The 17,204-nt window shown below is 38.4% G+C and carries 16 protein-coding genes and 1 pseudogene; 10 read left to right on the top strand and 7 right to left on the bottom strand.

The features are described from left to right. Positions 1-5 precede the first annotated feature (5 nt). Complete coding sequence (locus tag ABE099_RS19515) at positions 6-1,019, bottom strand: UDP-N-acetylmuramate dehydrogenase (protein WP_430033108.1); 1,014 nt, start codon at positions 1,017-1,019, stop codon at positions 6-8. A gap of 119 nt (positions 1,020-1,138) precedes the next feature. Between ABE099_RS19515 and ABE099_RS19520 the strand changes: the two genes are divergently transcribed. Next, positions 1,139-1,537, top strand: a complete 399-nt coding sequence (locus tag ABE099_RS19520; protein ID WP_430033111.1) for a winged helix-turn-helix transcriptional regulator — start codon at positions 1,139-1,141, stop codon at positions 1,535-1,537. 110 nt (positions 1,538-1,647) lie between these two features. Next, complete coding sequence (locus ABE099_RS19525; RefSeq protein ID WP_430033113.1) at positions 1,648-2,085, top strand: pyridoxamine 5'-phosphate oxidase family protein; 438 nt, start codon at positions 1,648-1,650, stop codon at positions 2,083-2,085. A gap of 52 nt (positions 2,086-2,137) precedes the next feature. Here the strand turns inward: ABE099_RS19525 and ABE099_RS19530 are convergent, their stop codons facing one another. Beyond that, positions 2,138-2,677 carry a hypothetical protein gene (locus tag ABE099_RS19530; protein WP_430033115.1) on the bottom strand — a complete coding sequence of 180 codons (540 nt, stop codon included), beginning with the start codon at positions 2,675-2,677 and terminating at the stop codon, positions 2,138-2,140. Between the two features lie 178 nt (positions 2,678-2,855). On the opposite strand from ABE099_RS19530, the gene ABE099_RS19535 reads away from it, so the two are divergent. Further along, positions 2,856-3,362, top strand: coding sequence for an RNA polymerase sigma factor (locus ABE099_RS19535; protein ID WP_430033117.1), 507 nt, complete (start codon positions 2,856-2,858; stop codon positions 3,360-3,362). Next, the gene (locus tag ABE099_RS19540) at positions 3,359-5,002 is read left to right on the top strand and encodes a DUF4179 domain-containing protein (protein WP_430033119.1); all 1,644 of its coding nucleotides are present in this window, start codon (positions 3,359-3,361) and stop codon (positions 5,000-5,002) included. The genes ABE099_RS19535 and ABE099_RS19540 overlap by 4 nt, the downstream gene beginning before the upstream one ends. A gap of 113 nt (positions 5,003-5,115) precedes the next feature. On the opposite strand, the gene ABE099_RS19545 is transcribed toward ABE099_RS19540, so the two are convergent. Beyond that, the gene (locus tag ABE099_RS19545; RefSeq protein WP_430033121.1) at positions 5,116-5,922 is read right to left on the bottom strand and encodes a DUF2262 domain-containing protein; all 807 of its coding nucleotides are present in this window, start codon (positions 5,920-5,922) and stop codon (positions 5,116-5,118) included. Positions 5,923-6,011: 89 nt separating this feature from the next. After that, positions 6,012-7,433, bottom strand: a complete 1,422-nt coding sequence (locus ABE099_RS19550) for an arsenic transporter (protein WP_430033123.1) — start codon at positions 7,431-7,433, stop codon at positions 6,012-6,014. Positions 7,434-7,696: 263 nt separating this feature from the next. On the opposite strand from ABE099_RS19550, the gene ABE099_RS19555 reads away from it, so the two are divergent. From ABE099_RS19555 to ABE099_RS19570, 4 genes are all read left to right on the top strand, one after another. Beyond that, positions 7,697-8,839 (top strand): glycosyl hydrolase family 8, encoded by a 1,143-nt coding sequence (locus ABE099_RS19555; protein WP_430033126.1) that lies wholly within the window; start codon positions 7,697-7,699, stop codon positions 8,837-8,839. Positions 8,840-9,199: 360 nt separating this feature from the next. Then, positions 9,200-10,861, top strand: a complete 1,662-nt coding sequence (locus ABE099_RS19560; RefSeq protein WP_430033128.1) for a ribonuclease J — start codon at positions 9,200-9,202, stop codon at positions 10,859-10,861. Between the two features lie 128 nt (positions 10,862-10,989). Then, the gene (locus tag ABE099_RS19565; protein ID WP_430033130.1) at positions 10,990-11,511 is read left to right on the top strand and encodes a DUF3231 family protein; all 522 of its coding nucleotides are present in this window, start codon (positions 10,990-10,992) and stop codon (positions 11,509-11,511) included. Between the two features lie 170 nt (positions 11,512-11,681). Continuing rightward, the gene (locus ABE099_RS19570; RefSeq protein WP_430033144.1) at positions 11,682-12,314 is read left to right on the top strand and encodes a LysE family transporter; all 633 of its coding nucleotides are present in this window, start codon (positions 11,682-11,684) and stop codon (positions 12,312-12,314) included. Between the two features lie 20 nt (positions 12,315-12,334). On the opposite strand, the gene ABE099_RS19575 is transcribed toward ABE099_RS19570, so the two are convergent. Then, entirely contained in the window at positions 12,335-13,861 is a 1,527-nt protein-coding gene (locus ABE099_RS19575) for an amino acid permease (protein WP_430033132.1), read from the bottom strand. A 219-nt stretch (positions 13,862-14,080) separates the two neighbouring features. Between ABE099_RS19575 and ABE099_RS19580 the strand changes: the two genes are divergently transcribed. Continuing rightward, the gene (locus ABE099_RS19580; RefSeq protein WP_430033135.1) at positions 14,081-14,959 is read left to right on the top strand and encodes an AraC family transcriptional regulator; all 879 of its coding nucleotides are present in this window, start codon (positions 14,081-14,083) and stop codon (positions 14,957-14,959) included. Positions 14,960-15,027: 68 nt separating this feature from the next. Here the strand turns inward: ABE099_RS19580 and ABE099_RS19585 are convergent, their stop codons facing one another. Both ABE099_RS19585 and ABE099_RS19590 read right to left on the bottom strand, forming a co-directional pair. Then, the gene (locus tag ABE099_RS19585; protein WP_430033136.1) at positions 15,028-15,825 is read right to left on the bottom strand and encodes an HAD family hydrolase; all 798 of its coding nucleotides are present in this window, start codon (positions 15,823-15,825) and stop codon (positions 15,028-15,030) included. Between the two features lie 17 nt (positions 15,826-15,842). Continuing rightward, entirely contained in the window at positions 15,843-16,472 is a 630-nt protein-coding gene (locus ABE099_RS19590; protein WP_430033138.1) for a sugar O-acetyltransferase, read from the bottom strand. Positions 16,473-16,993: 521 nt separating this feature from the next. On the opposite strand from ABE099_RS19590, the pseudogene ABE099_RS19595 reads away from it, so the two are divergent. After that, positions 16,994-17,204: pseudogene (locus tag ABE099_RS19595) on the top strand (hypothetical protein); the annotation flags it as partial.

Here is a 17,204-nt window from a genome sequence, read left to right on the forward strand (position 1 = left end):
AGCTGTTACACAATAACAAGCTCACACTCTGGCACGAATCCAAACTCTCTAGAAATCGCATCTTGAACCAGCTTAATTAATTCAATCACGTCCTGAGCTTTCGCTCCCCCACGATTTTGAATCACATTACCGTGTACCGGTGAGATCATCGCTTGACCTCGCTGTGTTCCACGCAAATTCAAACGATCTGCTAGCTTGCCAATCGGCTCTCCAATGTTATAGTTATTTTTAAATACAGAACCACAGGAAGGATAGTCAAAATGATGCTTACCCATGCGATCATTAATGACTGCACGCATCGCTTCAGTATGTGCCTCTCCCCGTTGCTCCAATATTTCAAGTTGCTTCACATAATAATCCGCAAATTGGCCTAAGTCAGAAGCGGTAAAAGCCATTTTGTGGGCTTGGGAAATGAACTGTAACAATCTATCTTCATGTACGATTGGCGATTTCAGCTTCAAATCTGCGCCAACAATAAACCAATTATGCTCCATAAAAATGGAATGCTTATAAGCAAATTTACAATCAGCTACATCAATAGATTGAATACCACGTTCAAGATGGTCTACATCAATATAATAAACAAGCGTTAATAACTCGTTGATTTGGTTACTAAAATATTTGGCATTCATATAAACGCCGCCACCAAATGTACCGGGTAGTAAAAAGGTAAATCCAAAATCACTGATCCCTGCTTGAATCCCTAATAAGGATAACATCGCCATTGGTGTGCCCGCAGATACATATAACTCATTTATCGATTTGTATTTGATTTCAATATGTTCTCGCAAGGATAAAAACAATGTATCTGGATGTGGCTGATCTGGGAATAAAATATTCGATCCCATGCCAAAAAACACCGGATTTAACCCACTCGTCTTCACATTCTCCATCAGTTCAATAAGCTGATCTGTTGTCTGGGGCATCGCTAAAAATCTAGCCTCTCCCCCAATCGCATACGTCGAATATGGAGCTAACGAAATATTACTTTTACACAATTGCTCTAAGCTTGCCTTCAATAAAATCCAACCCTTCTCTATTTAAACCAACTCAGTGGTCATATTCATTCACTTATATGCAAACCTCACTATAAATATCAATAATTATTATACTATATAACAAAGAGCAAAGTATTATAATGAAAAATAAGACAAGAAGCTACAAAGGAAGTGTGCCAAACTTGAAAATACGTAACGAATATACATGTCCGCTAGAAATGACACATGATGTTACTAAAGGAAAATGGAAGCCCATTTTATTATGGCAATTAGGTAAGCAATCTTGTTCCTTGTCCAAGCTTCGCTCTGATATTCAAGGGATTAGTGAAAAGGTACTGATCGAACAGCTACATGAGCTTATCAGTAGTGGCATGGTAAACAAAAAAAAGTACGATGGCTATCCCTTACGGGTAGAGTATTCACTGACAGAACGTGGGGTCAAAATGCTTGAAGCCATTACCATCATGCAATCAATTGGGGTTGAGCTTATGTTAGAACATGGGCAAGAGGATTTACTTAAGCAGCTTGGTTTTATTTAATAATATCCCCAGTAGAAGCCTCCTACTAACAAAAAAGTAAGTAATGGGCTTGTAACTTTTGTCATGTTATATTCTAAACAAATATTACATTTGAAAGGAAGTAACATGATATGCCTAAAAAAACTGGGGTTAAAGAAGATATGGAACACATTTTAAACGAATTGCTTCTCCATCATAGTGTTTCTTTTGTTAGCTCTGTAGATGAAGATGGTTTTCCTAATACTAAAGCAATGTTGCCTCCCCGTAAAATAGAAGGGATTCAGCATTTTTACTTCACTACGAATACTTCCTCTATGAGAGTCAAGCAATTTCGTGCCAACCCTAAAGCTTCTCTCTATTTTTGTGATCCACAGCAGTTTAAAGGGATGATGCTTAAGGGCACGATGCAGGTATTGGAGGATATATCTTCTAAAGAAATGATATGGCTTGAAGGAGACAACTTATATTATCCTCTAGGAGTGACAGATCCCGATTATTGCGTTCTACATTTTACAGCACATTCGGGCAGATACTATCACAGCTTTAACTCAGAATCCTTTATAATTTAAAATTTCTTTTCCCCTCTCTCAAGTGGTCCATATTTATAGGTTTGAGTTACTTTTAATATACCTTTTTAACATTAACCTTGGTGGTATACTCAAACCTTTCCCCATTCATGAAGGTACCTTCTGCTGAAAATCGTAAAATATCATTGAAAAGTGCAACCTTTTTCGTTGAAATTAAATTTTCTCCTCGTTCAGTCCCCATATCTTGTTTCTTAAAACTCATTCCATGTTCAGAACCTTCAGTTGTAAATACATTTACTCGCAAAGGAATGGCATCTCCATCCTCGATATAATAGTAGCTGATTTTCATATATTTAACATCAGTCAACTCTTTGTGAAAAACAACATCTCCACCTATAAAGACCTCCATATCTGGCATAATCATAATCACTGCACCGTCAAGTGTCATCTCCGGATGCTCTTCCGCATTTAAGACATGTAGCTCTGTATTTTTAATTATCTCGGCTTTAGCAGCCGATTTAGCATCTGTCACAACTTTTTGCTTCATGTAAGTAAACGAAACAACTAACAAAGTAACTACTAAAAAAGATATAATAGTTATCTTAAATCTTTTTTGCTTTAACATCATTTTCATTTTAAATCCTCCATATAAAGAGCAGAATAAACCTAACTTTGCTCTCACTTAAACATTTTTATTAATATTACATACAATCTGTATTCTTTAGTTTAACAAATAAAAATGAACGTTTGTTTACCCTTATCTGTCTATACCATGACAACAACAACAACAACAACGAAGGGGGTGCACAACTTTGAATGATCGAGAGCTTTTTGAGCTATATAAAGAACAGGTTTATCACTTTTGTTATTACTATATGAAAAATCAAGCTGATGCTGAGGACATTACCCAAGAAGTATTTGTAAAAGTAATTTTAGCTGATAAATCGAAGGTCACAAATATGAAGGCATGGATTTTGAGAATCGCGTCTAATGAGTGCAACTCCGTCCTAAGAAGGCGGAAAAACGGGATCTTAAAAGAAATACGCAACTTTGTATTATCTAAATCAGACAATGCAAATCCGGTGGAAAATCAGTTGACGGCTCAAGAAACTAAACAAGAAATGGCCACAGTGTACAAGCAACTCCCCGATAAAATTAGAACGGTCATCGTGCTTCGCTATATTAACGAACTATCCATTGCTGAAATTGCCAAAACGAGGAATATTCCCGAGGGGACAGTAAAATCGAGAATTCATAAAGGTTTGAAATTGCTAAATAAAATGGTCGAGTCTAGGCCGAAGGAGATGATTTATTCGTGAAAGCACATTTAGATAAGGAGCATAGCATTCCGCAGCCTAATTATGACTTGATATGGAGCAATATCGAAACAGAAGCAAAGCGTCGACAAACACACGCTCAAACTACACAAACCACAAATCTACCTCGTTTCTCATTTAGACAAAAGCTGAAAGCAATGCCAGTGAGTGTTGCTATAGCATCCCTCCTTTTGTTTGCAGTTCCTGTGTTTGCTGGCGTGGCGCTTAACTGGGATAAAATTGGCGGTGGAAATGTTGCTACTGCGTTAAGTAATGGGATTGGGCAGCAATATGATTTACATGTCAGCGATGAAGGAGTAACCATGAACCTCCATGGCGTTGTTACAGACGGGGAAAAAATGAAAATGATATTATCCTTAGATGTTAACAATAAAAATGAGGATTTAACTAGCTATGAAGGTTTTTCAACAGAAAACAATATTATGACTGGTGAAGGGAATTCTAAAGCTAAAGTGTCAGGTTACTTATCATATGACCCCGACAGTAAAAAGCTACTTGGCATTTATGAAACCCCTGATTCACTAAAAGACGGTAGCAAAAACTTCAAATTTGAAGCTCAAAATTTAATATTTTATAAAAATAAAGAGATCCCTTTAAAAGCAAGCTTTAAAGCTGGAGATATGATTTATACAGGCGATACTAAATATCCAGTTATTCAAATTGAGTCTATCGCTCACATCAAGGAACAAACCGTGATCCGTTATGCAATTCCTGGTGACCCCAAAAATTTAGGAGACGCAATACCACGCTTAACACTGAATGATCACAATCAGCATAAAGAAGCGATCCCCACCTATTTACCAACCGACAAAAAGCAACTTCTAATTGAGCAGGTGTTTGATGTAAATGCTAAGGGATGGGAACAAGCCCAGCTTCATTTAACTTATACCGATGAGACTAAACGAATTTCGGGTACGTGGGAGCTCGCCTTCCATGCCGACGGCAAAAAAGCAAGTGAAGCCATTTTCGCCAAGGAACTTCAAGCTACACCACAGTTTGTTGAGAAGACAGGGATAACGTTACAGCAGCTTATTATATCCCCACTGGACATTATGGTTAACATTGAGGAGCAAGGCTCACTTAAGAAAGGAATTGTTCACTACAGCACTGCCAAGCTAATAGTTGGCGATAAAACCATAACCGGCGGTTGGAACTTAAAAGAGGTAGAGGGCAGAGACAAGTTTCAACATCTATTTCAATTTGAGTCCCCACAACGGTACAAAAATTGGGCTGATACCCCGATGAAGTTGATCTTGAAGGATGCAACGGTTACAAAAAGAGATACAAGTAAAAACTGGGTCACATTACAACAGCCTACTGCTAATAAACAGAAAACCTCAATGCTTGTAGATGGCTTTACGATTAACTTTACGTATTATACAGAGGATGGAAAACTTGTAGTTGAAGCAAGCTCCGATTCAAAAGGCTTCAAAAGTGTAAATCAAACGACATTGCGGATAAATGGAGAGGAACTGATTCCAGATGTTTCACCTAAAGGGATGGTAAGTACAGGTGTTAATATAGACCGCTATTCTAACCTTCCACTTACAGAAAAGATTGAACTTAACCCAGGGGTATATAAATACTTCGATCCAAGTCGTGATGCAGAGATTGAGCTTTAAAGAATTAAAGAATCCTATGTCGATACAAAAATGTGAATACCAAAAAATGAGCTAGCTTAATTGCTTAGCTCATTTTTATATTTATATTGCTTGGTTTAGCCCCTATAATTAGCCTATCCTGCGATATACGCCGAATCAAAAGTTCCATTGACGTTACCCTCAACGATAATGACATGTCCCCAGAACATATCCCCGTCATAGAAATAAATCGTAAAATCACCATTTGTACTTACCGAAATACTGCTCAACTCTAATTTAGAAATAAAAATCTCTGTTGTAATTTCATCTAACTCAGCATCTTCATCATCAGCAAGCCAGTCATTAGCTAAATCTAGTAACTCCTCTGCCGCATAGCTACGAATGCTGTCGCTCCATTTTAGCTCATCCTCAAACAACGTGTGCGCAGTTGCTAACGCTGCTGTCATCTCTTCAGGCTCATCATGATCAAAATACAATTTACCTTCCTCTTTTGCCCATACAATAGACTTTTCAAAGGTTTGAACGGAGCGATCCAGTGTAAACGTGCCTAACTTCTCATCTGTATAATAGACTGGCTTCTGCATTTCATCACGTAATGCTTCTAACTCTTTATCATGGAAGCTACCACTTAATACTTTAACAAGCATAAAGGAACTTTCGCCACGTCGCACAGCAAGCTTAACGATACTATCCTTATCGAGCCATTCTCTAGACTCATCAAGCTGCTTATCATCCGCTAGCCATTCCAGTCTTTTTTCCTCTTGAATCACGTCAGAAGAAGCTGACTCTCTCCAAGCCACCAAATCAATCGATGCACGCCACAACGTATCCCCACCAGCTTTGCCGCCACCTACTCCAGAAGGTCCCGTAACAGCCACAATTTCAATCACATCATCACTAAATCTTTGCTCAAACTTCTTTATTTCCTGCTCCTTACTCATCTGCAAACCCCACCATTCATTAGTTTGGATTCATAGCTAAATTGATAGTTTCGATCGATCATTACTTTTTAACGTTTGTATTTTTCCTACTATGCCCCACTATTTTCCGTCATCGACATAGCTTGTTTTCTTCCCAATACTTTAATCGCTAAAAATATAATACCTATAACAATAACCGCAACAACGAGCGTAGAAACAATCACATTTAAATGAATAGTACGAATTAAATACAACCAACCTGCCAAGCTAAGCAACGTAATCAATAAGGTAGGGACGGTGAGCAAAACACCAATCTTAAAGTAATAACCCCAAGTGATTTTAACTCCTTTACGGGACAAAACATGTAACCAGATTAACGTGGCAAGTGAACCGATTGGCGTTATTTTGGGACCTAAATCTGAACCCACCACATTGGCATAAATTAGTGCCTCGCGAATAATTCCTTCCGTATGCGTACCCCCAATTGCTAAAGCATTGATTAAAACGGTAGGTAGGTTATTCATCACAGAGGATAAAAAGGCGGCAATAAAACCCATGCCCACCGTAGCTGCCATTACCCCCTGCTCTGCTACAGACTCAATTACTTTACCTAATGCATCCGTTAAGCCCACGTTCCGTAAACCATACACAACGACATACATCCCAATTGAAAAAATAACAATCGTCCAAGGTGCTTCTTTAATGAGCTTCTTAGTTTGAATATGTGGACTTTTACGAGCGATCAATACAAATAAAAACGCTGCGATGCAAGCAATGAACGAAACCGGAACTCCCATCGCCTCACTTGTAAAATAAGCAATAAGTAGCAACGCCAAAATCCCCCAAGACAGCTTAAATAAAGTCATATCCTTGATGGCTTCCCTAGGCATTTTTAACTGCTCCATACTATAGTGTTGTGGGATTCCTTTACGAAAACAAAGATATAAAACGAGCAAGCTACTAATCATAGAAAAGAAATTAGGTACAATCATGACACTCGCATATTCCCCAAATCCAATTTTAAAAAAGTCAGCGGATACGATATTGGTAAGATTACTAATGATTAGGGGCAAAGACACCGTATCTGCAATAAAACCACTAGCCATCACAAACGGTAAAACCATTTTATTTTCAAAATTCAATGCACGAACCATCGATAATACAATTGGCGTCATAATCAGTGCCGCACCATCATTTGCAAATAATGCAGACACGCCTGCACCAAGCAAAATGACAAAAACAAACATTAATGTACCGTTGCCTTTCGCCAATCGTGCCATATGCAAGGCTGACCATTCAAACAGGCCAACTTCGTCTAAAATTAATGAAATAAAAATAAGCGCAACAAACGTCAATGTCGCATTCCAAATTAAGCCTGTAACCGTGCCAACGTCTACAAAGCTGACTACACCACAGACAAGTGCAATGATCGCTCCAATCGAAGCCGACCAACCAATACTTAAACCTTTAGGTTGCCAAATGACCAACGTGAGCGTAAATAAAAAGATAAGAACCGCAGTAAGTATTGCCATATTTCCCCCTGAAGACGCAGCAGTTCCTATTTCCTGCACATCTTTCTATATAATAGAGTATAAATTCAAGCCTAACTAAAATTCTAAGCGATTAAGTATAATGCCAAGCAATAGTGTATCACATTTTAATCTAGTTCAGCACTTAGAAGATCACGCCAATTTCCAAGGAAGATTTGATCTATGTTTTCAAGGATAACTCCTTTAATTTGTCCATCCCTACCTATGCTATAATCAAAGCAAATTCACTATAAGGAGGAATAAGCATGACAATTCAACCTACTGGGGCATTTTACACTCATAATTATAGAAATCTATTTGCTGAGCTTGGTTATTCAGAGGATGAAATTCGAGCAAAAGTAGAGGACACGTGGAACCAATTGTTTTATGGCGATCCTGATGTGCGTATTTATTATCCGATGGGTGAGGATAAAGGTTATTTTTTAGATACAGGTAATCTAGACGTACGTACAGAAGGCATGTCCTATGGCATGATGATGGCGGTTCAAATGGATAAAAAAGAAGAGTTTGATCGACTATGGAATTTTGCTCACACCTTTATGCAACATAAAGAAGGGCCACATAAGCATTATTTTGCTTGGCATTGTAAACCAGACGGAACGATCATTTCACCAGGATCAGCACCAGATGGTGAAGAGTTTTTTGCAATGGCTTTATTTTTTGCCTCAAAACGTTGGGGAGACGGGGCAGCACCTTACAATTATTCAGAGCAAGCTAAGACCTTGTTATCCGCTTGTATTCACAAAGGCGAGGATGGACAAGGTGATCCGATGTGGGACCCTGAAAATAAACTAATTAAATTTGTCCCTGGTTTACCTTTTAGTGATCCTTCTTATCATCTACCTCACTTCTATGAATTATTTGCCCTATATGCTAATGAGGAGGATGCCGAGTTTTGGCAAGAAGCAACGGAAGCAAGCAGACAATACCTACATAAAGCTTGCCACCCAACAACAGGACTTGCACCTGAATATGCTCACTATGATGGAACACCAACACCTCCTCAGCCTCATGGCGATTTTAGTCACTTTTACAGCGACTCCTATCGTGTAGCGGCAAATGTAGGACTCGACTGGGAATGGTTCGGAAAGGACCCTTGGCAAGTGGAGGAATGTAATCGCATTCAACAGTTCTTTAGTGATAAAGAAGTGAGTGATTACCGCAGGTATACAATTGATGGACAACCTTTTGATGAGCCATCACTTCATCCAATCGGCTTATTAGCAACTAATGCGATGGCCTCTCTTGCGGCGGATGGGCCACATGCTAAGCATTTTGTGCAGTTATTTTGGGATACCCCTTTACGTACAGGTGAACGTCGTTATTATGATAACTGCTTGTACTTTTTCAGTATGTTAGCGTTAAGTGGGAATTATCGAATTTATTAAAATAATGCCCAATAGTAAAAAAGGAGAACCGCTACGGTACAGAGCGTTGTTTTACTCACTGTTAAAGCCCTATTATTTGAACATTGACTCATTAGGACACAATCGGGCTTTAAAGGCTCGCTCCACAATCCCTCTGTGCCTACGCTGTTGCTACCATTAAGGAACTATTTTAAGACAAAGCCATTTAATATGTGGTTTATTAAATTTCATAAGTTATTTTAGGGCGAAATTAGATTAGTTACAAGAGAGTTAACTAATCTGTAGTTTCGCCTTATTTCGTTTCACTTCAATTAAATAAAATGGATATTTCACCAGTCCTCCAAACATACTAAGCAATAATTGATACAAGGAGGATTAACTATGCCTGAGGAAAGATTGTTAATTGCTGCACTTGGCGGAGTATATGAGGTTGGCAAAAACATGTACTTTCTGCAATATGGAAACGATATTATTGTCATTGACTGCGGTTCAAAATTCCCTGATGAGAGTTTACTTGGGATTGATTTAATTATTCCCGATGTCTCTTATTTGTTGAACAATATAGATAAATTAAGGGCGTTGGTGGTGACCCATGGACATGAAGATCATATCGGTGGTATCCCCTACCTGCTCAAACAACTTAACATCCCAATTTATGCTTCTCGTCTCACACTAGGATTAATTGAAACAAAACTAAAAGAGCATGGATTGTTACGACAAACTAGCTTACATTGTATCGATTCAGATTCCGTTTTAAACTTTGGTCAGATTACAACTAGCTTCTTCCGAACAAATCATAGTATACCTGATTGCCTTGGTGTCGTGTTTGATACCCCTGAAGGTACAGTTGTGCATACAGGTGATTTCAAATTTGATCTCACCCCCGTAAACAAACAATATCCGGATATACATAAAATGGCGTCGATTGGCGAAAAAGGTGTCCGGTTCTTGCTCTCTGAAAGTACAAATGCTGAACGGCCTGGATTTACTCCATCGGAAAAGCTTGTTGGTGCTCATATGGAAGAAGCCTTTAAAAAAGCAGATCGTAGAATTTTTGTATCCACCTTCGCTTCTAATGTACACCGACTACAGCAGGTAGTTGATGCGGCTGAGCTAACAGGGCGTAAGCTTGCTTTACTTGGACGTAGCATGGTGAACGTAGTGAACGTGTCTAAGGAGCTAGGTTATTTAAATATCCCAGAAGGTATGCTTATCGAGCCTACAGAAGCTGCAAAGCTACCGCCACATGAGGTAGCAGTGCTTGTCACTGGGAGTCAAGGTGAACCAATGGCGGCATTATCCCGTTTAGCGAATGCAAGTAACAGACTTATGGAAATCGGTGCAGGAGATACAGTCCTACTTGCGGCGAATCCGATACCAGGTAATGAACGTAACGTCTCACGAATTGTAGATAATTTGTATTTACTTGGTGCAAACGTCATTTACGGATCAAGAAGTGAGCTTCATGTATCTGGTCATGGCAGTCAGGACGAATTAAAACTAATGCTCACCTTAATGAAACCAGAGTATTTTATTCCGATTCATGGCGAATATCGGATGCTACATCATCATCGGTTGTTAGCTGAGGCGGTTGGCGTACAAGGCGATAACATCTACATTTTAAAAAATGGAGACCTCGTTGAATCTGTTGGTGGTGTTGTCCGTCAATCAGGACGAGTTCCAGCAGGACAAATTTTTGTAGATGGACTAGGGATTGGTGATATCGGTAATATCGTGTTGCGTGACCGACGCCAGCTTTCCGCTGATGGGATACTCATTACAGTCATTACTTTAAATCAAAGTGATGGTCGCCTTCTGAACGAGCCTGATACGATCTCGCGAGGGTTTATTTACGTCAGGAATTCAGACACCTTAATGGAAGAGGTCAACAAGCTTGTGAAAGACACCTTGGAAAAAATGAGTCCTGCTGATCTTGGGCAATGGAACATTATGAAACAGACAATTAAAGATGTTTTAAGTAAGTTTTTATACGAAAAAACAAAACGTCGTCCAATGATTTTACCCATCATTATTGAAGTGTAAGCTTTGGTGAATTGTATATCGAAGTGTAAATTTGTTGCAAGTTCATCATTTTACTTTCAGTATTTTCACTTGTCTGTTGGGGTATGTTAACCATTGTTCAAATCTAATTTATAAAGGAGCTTATTATAATGGCAGGTATTTTAGGTGGTAATCCAAAAGAAGAACCAATGCATTACGGAGAAATTTTCAGTGTATGGCAAGCCTCAACTGTAGCTAAAGGTGCATTATCTGCTTACAGAGCGTACAGCTATCACGCTGGCGATCATGAGCTAAAAAAAATCTTAGCAGCTTTAATCGATCAAGCTGAGCTTGAAATTAGCGAATGTGATGAGCTATTATCTCATCAAGGTATTGCTTCAGCACCTGCAATGCCTCAACGTCCTGAAGCTAAGCTTGAAGACATTCCAGTAGGTGCAAGATTTACCGATCCTGAGATTGCAGCGATGCTTGCGGCAAATACTGCTGCATCGTTGGTGGCTTGTAGCCAGGTCATGGGAATGTCAATTCGCGAGGACATTGGTGCTCTATTTGGTAAATATCACGTTACCATGGCTGCAATTGGACTAAAAATTTTACGCTTAATGAAGAAAAATGGTTGGTTAATTCCGCCACCACTTCAAGTGAAAAGACCCGAACTGGTTGAGGTCTAACCTTTACCGAAAAGGGCTATGAATTACTATTTATAGCATTAATTTTAGAAATTTAAAAAGGTGGAATTTAAGAAGACTTGCTATTAAGCAGGTCTTCTTTTCGTTGTCTTTTGTTGTCATAATCCTCCTCCACTAGGAATAAGCTTTTTTAGGAAAGGAAGGTGGACAACATCAACATTTTTATAAGTTATATTTTCTTAGGATTATCCCTTTCCGCACCGATCGGACCTATAAACGCCGCACAATTGGACAAGGGGCTCAAGCGAGGATTTATGCATGCGTGGGTAGTTGGTCTTGGTGCGGTATGCGCTGATATTATTTATATGCTACTAGTCTATTTTGGCATGATCCATTTGCTCGATGCACCTTTTATTAAAGCATTTTTATGGTTATTTGGCTTTTTTGTCCTTGTGTATACAGGGGTAGAAAGCATTGTGAATTCAGAGCAAGTGACATCGCTAGAGACAAGAGAAGTAGGAGAATCCTTATTTAAATCCTTTACCTCTGGCTTTCTAATGTCGTTATTTAATCCGCTCTCCATTTTGTTCTGGCTTGGGATCTATGGCTCAATATTAGCAAAAATGACGAGTGAGTATTCGATGGATCAATTATTGGTATATAGCGGAGCAATCGTGTTTGGCATTTTACTTTGGGATGTACTGATGGCAGGCGCATCTAGCATTTTCCGCAAAATATTAACAAATCGCCTCTTGAAAATAATCTCGATTTCATCAGGGCTATCGCTTGTTGGCTTTGGCTTATATTTTGGTGTACAAGCTGTACAGCTACTCTTTTTTCAGTAAAGAATAATCAGTGATCAGCTTTACTCCAGCTTGCTTTTGCTAAGCCGAATCCCTTTAATCCAAAACTGTGGCCCACCAGGGAGATTGTGATAAGGATTATCTTCTTTATTCATTTTTTTATTCATAGATAACTGCTTCTGCTTTTCCTGCTGAGAACTGTCTGTCTGTTCTGTCTGTTCTGTCTGTTCTGTCTGTTCAGCTTCTCCCTTCTGCTCAGTGCTCTCCTGCTTTTTACGCACACGAGTCACAATCCAATCACTAAGTGCAATTAGGGCCACAATGAGTAAACTAATATAAAGTCCTGGTCGACTTAGCTTATGGAACAACGTGCCTACAACTGCTGCTGCAATAAGGATCAAACCAATCCAACGCTTTATCCCACTTAATTTGGACTTTTCAAGCAGTCTTTTTGAAGAGAGCAAAATAAAGGACCAATTGTACAAAATCATTAACCCCGCTGCGGTTGTAATATATTCGTACACTTTTCCAGGCAACCATAACGACATCATGATCGTACCCACTAGTCCTACAGCAATTAAACACAATGCATAAAAAGGATACTTATCCTTCCACTTCTTAGCAAATACATGCGGAGCATCCCCCTCCTGCGCAAGGGTATGCATCATTGAGTTAATCGCATACAGGGAAGCCGTCATGGTCGAAAACCCTGCCACAATCAGCACCCCATTAAACAAATGTGGGACAAACGCTAGGTGGTCGCTTCGTAACGCAAGTACAAAAGGGCTTTCCTTCGGGTTAAACACACCTAATGGAACCATAGTGACAGCTAAACCAATAGACAGCACATAAACAACGGCAAGTGTAATAAGCATTACTTTACCTGCTTTAGGTGCCTCTTTCGGCTTTTGAAGTCGGTATGACATAATCCCTAGCACCTCAATGCCACCATACGCATAAAAGGCAAAGATAAAAGCAGACCATAACCCAATCCCCCCTGATGGGAACAACTCTGGAAGACGTGTGGGCACATTCGGTGTATATTTATTACCACCAATCCAACCCGCTAATAACGCCACTGCAATGACTAAAAACATCACAATGGCCGCCATTTTAATAATCGCTAATACATTTTCAACCCGATCAAAGCCTTTATTACCAAAAAATACGATCACTAAGCTCACAGCACCAAAACCTGCGGCAAACACCCACATTGGTACCGCTGGGAACCAAAAGCGGGAAAAGATAGCTAACGCTGTCAATTGACTGCCTATAATTAATAATTCCGAGAACCAATATACCCACCCACTCCCAAAGCCAGCCCAATCTCCAAATGCCTTCTTAGCATAAGATCGAAACGAGCCTTGCTCTGGCTGTTGTGCCGTCATCCGTGCCAGAGCATCAAATACAACATATGTACCCAGCGCCGCTAGAACATAGGCAACCAACACCCCAGGTCCACCAATGGATATCGCCAGCCCCGATCCTAAAAAGTAGCCCGTGCCAATTGTCCCCGCAACCCCTAACAAGCTTAGTTGCCACCATTTTAGCTTCTTTTCTTCCTTTGAATTACTCGAAGTTTGATTCATTTTTATCTGCCCTCATTATAGTTTTAGTGATAGAATTAACTATTAGAAATTAGAGAGGTAATAATCAATTTTAAAGCTACAATGATTAAAAGTTACAATGATTCTCTCCTTATTTTAAAGTTCCCTAAGGGATGGAATTTCATCAATATATTTTGTTTTAAGAACTGTTTGATTTAAAATGATATATAAAATTGCTACACCTTCGGAGGAAGTAAAACAATGAATCTTGATGTATTTTCAGATTTATCTGAACAGTTAAATTATAGAATTAACAATTTTAATCTTTATATAAAAAAAGGGAACTTAATCCCTTTTGACAAACTGACTGTAGCATGCCATTGGCATCTAGACTTAGAATTCATCGTTGTACTCAAAGGATATATGGATTTTTTCGTGAATGGTGAGACCATTCATTTAGAAGAAGGACACGGCTTATTTGTGAATAGTAAACGTCTACATTATGGGTTTTCGTCCGATAAAACCGATTGTGAGTATATTGTCGTTTGTGTACATCCTTCATTACTTGGCAATAAACAATGGATTGGACAAGAATATTGGGAGACCAAATTTGGTTCAACTACACAAGATTATGTTTTATTTACAGACCAAGTACGTTGGCATAAAGAGATCCTTAATATTCTCCTTTCCATTTATGATGAGTTTCAAAAACCTAAAATTAATCCCCTTCGATTGTTATCGATAGCTATATCCTTATGCGCAGATATTGGAGATCGTATTGAAGAAAAAGTAGAGCAAACTGATATCGATCAGTCCTTGTTATATATTTGGAAGATGACGGATTTTATTCACGGAAATTACGAACGCAAAATCACCCTAAATGATATTGCCTCAGCAGGATCTGTGAGTCGAAGTCAATGCTGTATTCTTTTTGGAAAGTATATAGGACAATCCCCAAATTCATATTTAACTAAATATCGGATACAAAAAAGCTGTGAATTGTTAAGTGATACAGATAGAACGATCAGTGAGATATCACTAACATGTGGTTTTCAAGACGCTAGTTATTTTTCTCAAGTTTTTCGCAAAATGGTAGGTGTAGTCCCCCATGAATATCGAAAAATTAATAATAATAAATAAAAACTACTCCCTCACCAAAAAATGCTTCCCAACAGTGGGAAGCATTTCAATTCAAATAGGTATACTAATCACCCATTTTTCTGAAGAGAAAGTAAGTGAATAATCGTTTTCATTACCGCGTCATCATCATTATAGCCAGTAATATAATTAGCTGCGTCTTTTAACTCTGGAACTGCGTTTCGCACTGCAAAACTAAATTCTGCCCGAAGCATAAGTTCTAGATCATTATATCCATCACCAAACGCCATAGTTTCTGCGGGTGTAACATTTAATAATTTCTGCAAGTGCTCAACTGTTGTTCCTTTATGCACGTTTACGTTCGCAATATCAATCCAAGCCGCCTCAGAAGCTACAATATAAGCCGATTTGAAAAAGCGTGTTAATTTCTCCTTTGTTTCAAAACTCCGCAGTTTGGAATCATAAACAGTTATTTTTACAAAATCCTCTGTAATTTCGTTAAAGTCACATACTTGTCTAACCTCTGCATACGATCTTCTAACAATATCGGTATCTGCTGTATCTTTAATCACCGCGCCACTTCTAGTACAAGCAATAATCGTTTGATCTAAATGAATTTCCTCCAAAAGCTGAATAATTTCTAACCCTAGTTTATTACTGAGCAAGCTTTCATAAACAAATTCACCATTGTGCTTAATTCGAGTTGCACTATCACCTAATATCCATAAATCAGCAGCTTCATTCCCAAATAACTCTTCTACACGTTCACATTGCTTCCCAGTGACTGGAGCAAATACAACACCTTGTTTCTTCATTATCTTTTTAACATCCTGATATAATTGTTTATTAAACTCGCCTGAACGATTTAAAAAAGTTCCATCCATATCTGTAAGTACTAATTTAATCATTTATTCCACCTCATCCATTACCATTGTACTTGGTCAGTACGCATATTTTTATAGTAGTATGTTCTGTCGTTATCCGTAATTTCACGAAGCACCCTACAGGGGTTACCCACAGCAATTACGTTAGCTGGAATATCCTTTGTGACTATTGCTCCTGCTCCAATAACACACCCTTTCCCAATCGTTACACCTGGCAAAATAATAGCACCACTTCCAATCCATACATGATCTTCAATAACAACAGGAAGAGCATACATGTCACCTTCCCTCCGCAGGTCGGGATGCACTGGGTGATTAGTAACAGCAATCGTTACATTAGGGCCAAACATCACATTATTTCCAATGGTAACTTTATAATCATCGATAATCGTTAGGTTAAAATTAATATATACGTTACTACCTACAGTAGTATTAGAACCATAAGCCATACGAATCGGCGGCTCTACCCACACATTTTCTCCTATACTTCCGAAGAGTTGTTTTAATAATAAAGAACGTTTCTCAGTTTCGTCTGGATGTAATTGATTAATTTCAAAACAGAGTGCCTTCCCACGCTGTCGTGCGCGGGCAAGTTTTTCCGCCTCTTCAGGATAGTTTGCGTCATGATCAGAAAATAGCTGTACGCTTGACATTCGGTCTAAAATATTCATGTAGTTTCTCCTTAATCAAATTATATTGTTTAGCTCCCCCACTTACTTATCCCCGTCACCATTTTCATTTCTATAACTCTTGCTAGTATATAAGTTAAACCCTTTATTTTGCTGTTTAGCGACCTCTTCAAACCACTTAGTGTTAACTATATATTTAACCAAAAAATAAACACCTATTAGCGTAATAACATATACAATCCCAAATAAATTACTCAAAGTAAATATCACTTCAAATTTGCACCTCACCTTCTATTCTGCTCGGTTCCATAATTCAAGAATAATATGAATATCGTCTTATCTCTCTTAAAATCGGCTTTGATTATATGAAAATCGTATAAATATTTGAATTAGTTTATCTATAATATTATTTTTGCAAGAGCATTTGAAATTGTTTTTAATTTTGAATACCATCATATATACATATAAAACACTTGATTTACTAATATATGAAACATTTGGGTTTTAAAAATCGTTAATAGTATAGAGCCAGTTAATATTTTCTAATTTAAAGGAGTGTACTCATGCATAACAAAACTAAAAAACTGACTTTATTTATGGCGTTTTTGCTTACCTTTACTCTAAGTATGTTACCCGTGTTGTCCGTTTCCGCAGCCAAAAATACTGAGCCTATCCCTTTGACTAAATCAGTTCCACGGCTTATGATTAATGGCTATTACGTTGTATATACTCACCCTGTTGCGCCATATGTGGATAAGAAATCCCGTTTAATGG

Origin of the sequence: Paenibacillus turicensis (genome assembly GCF_050461185.1) — a bacterium.
In the GTDB taxonomy this organism is placed as follows: Bacteria; Bacillota; Bacilli; order Paenibacillales; family Paenibacillaceae; genus Fontibacillus; species Fontibacillus turicensis_A.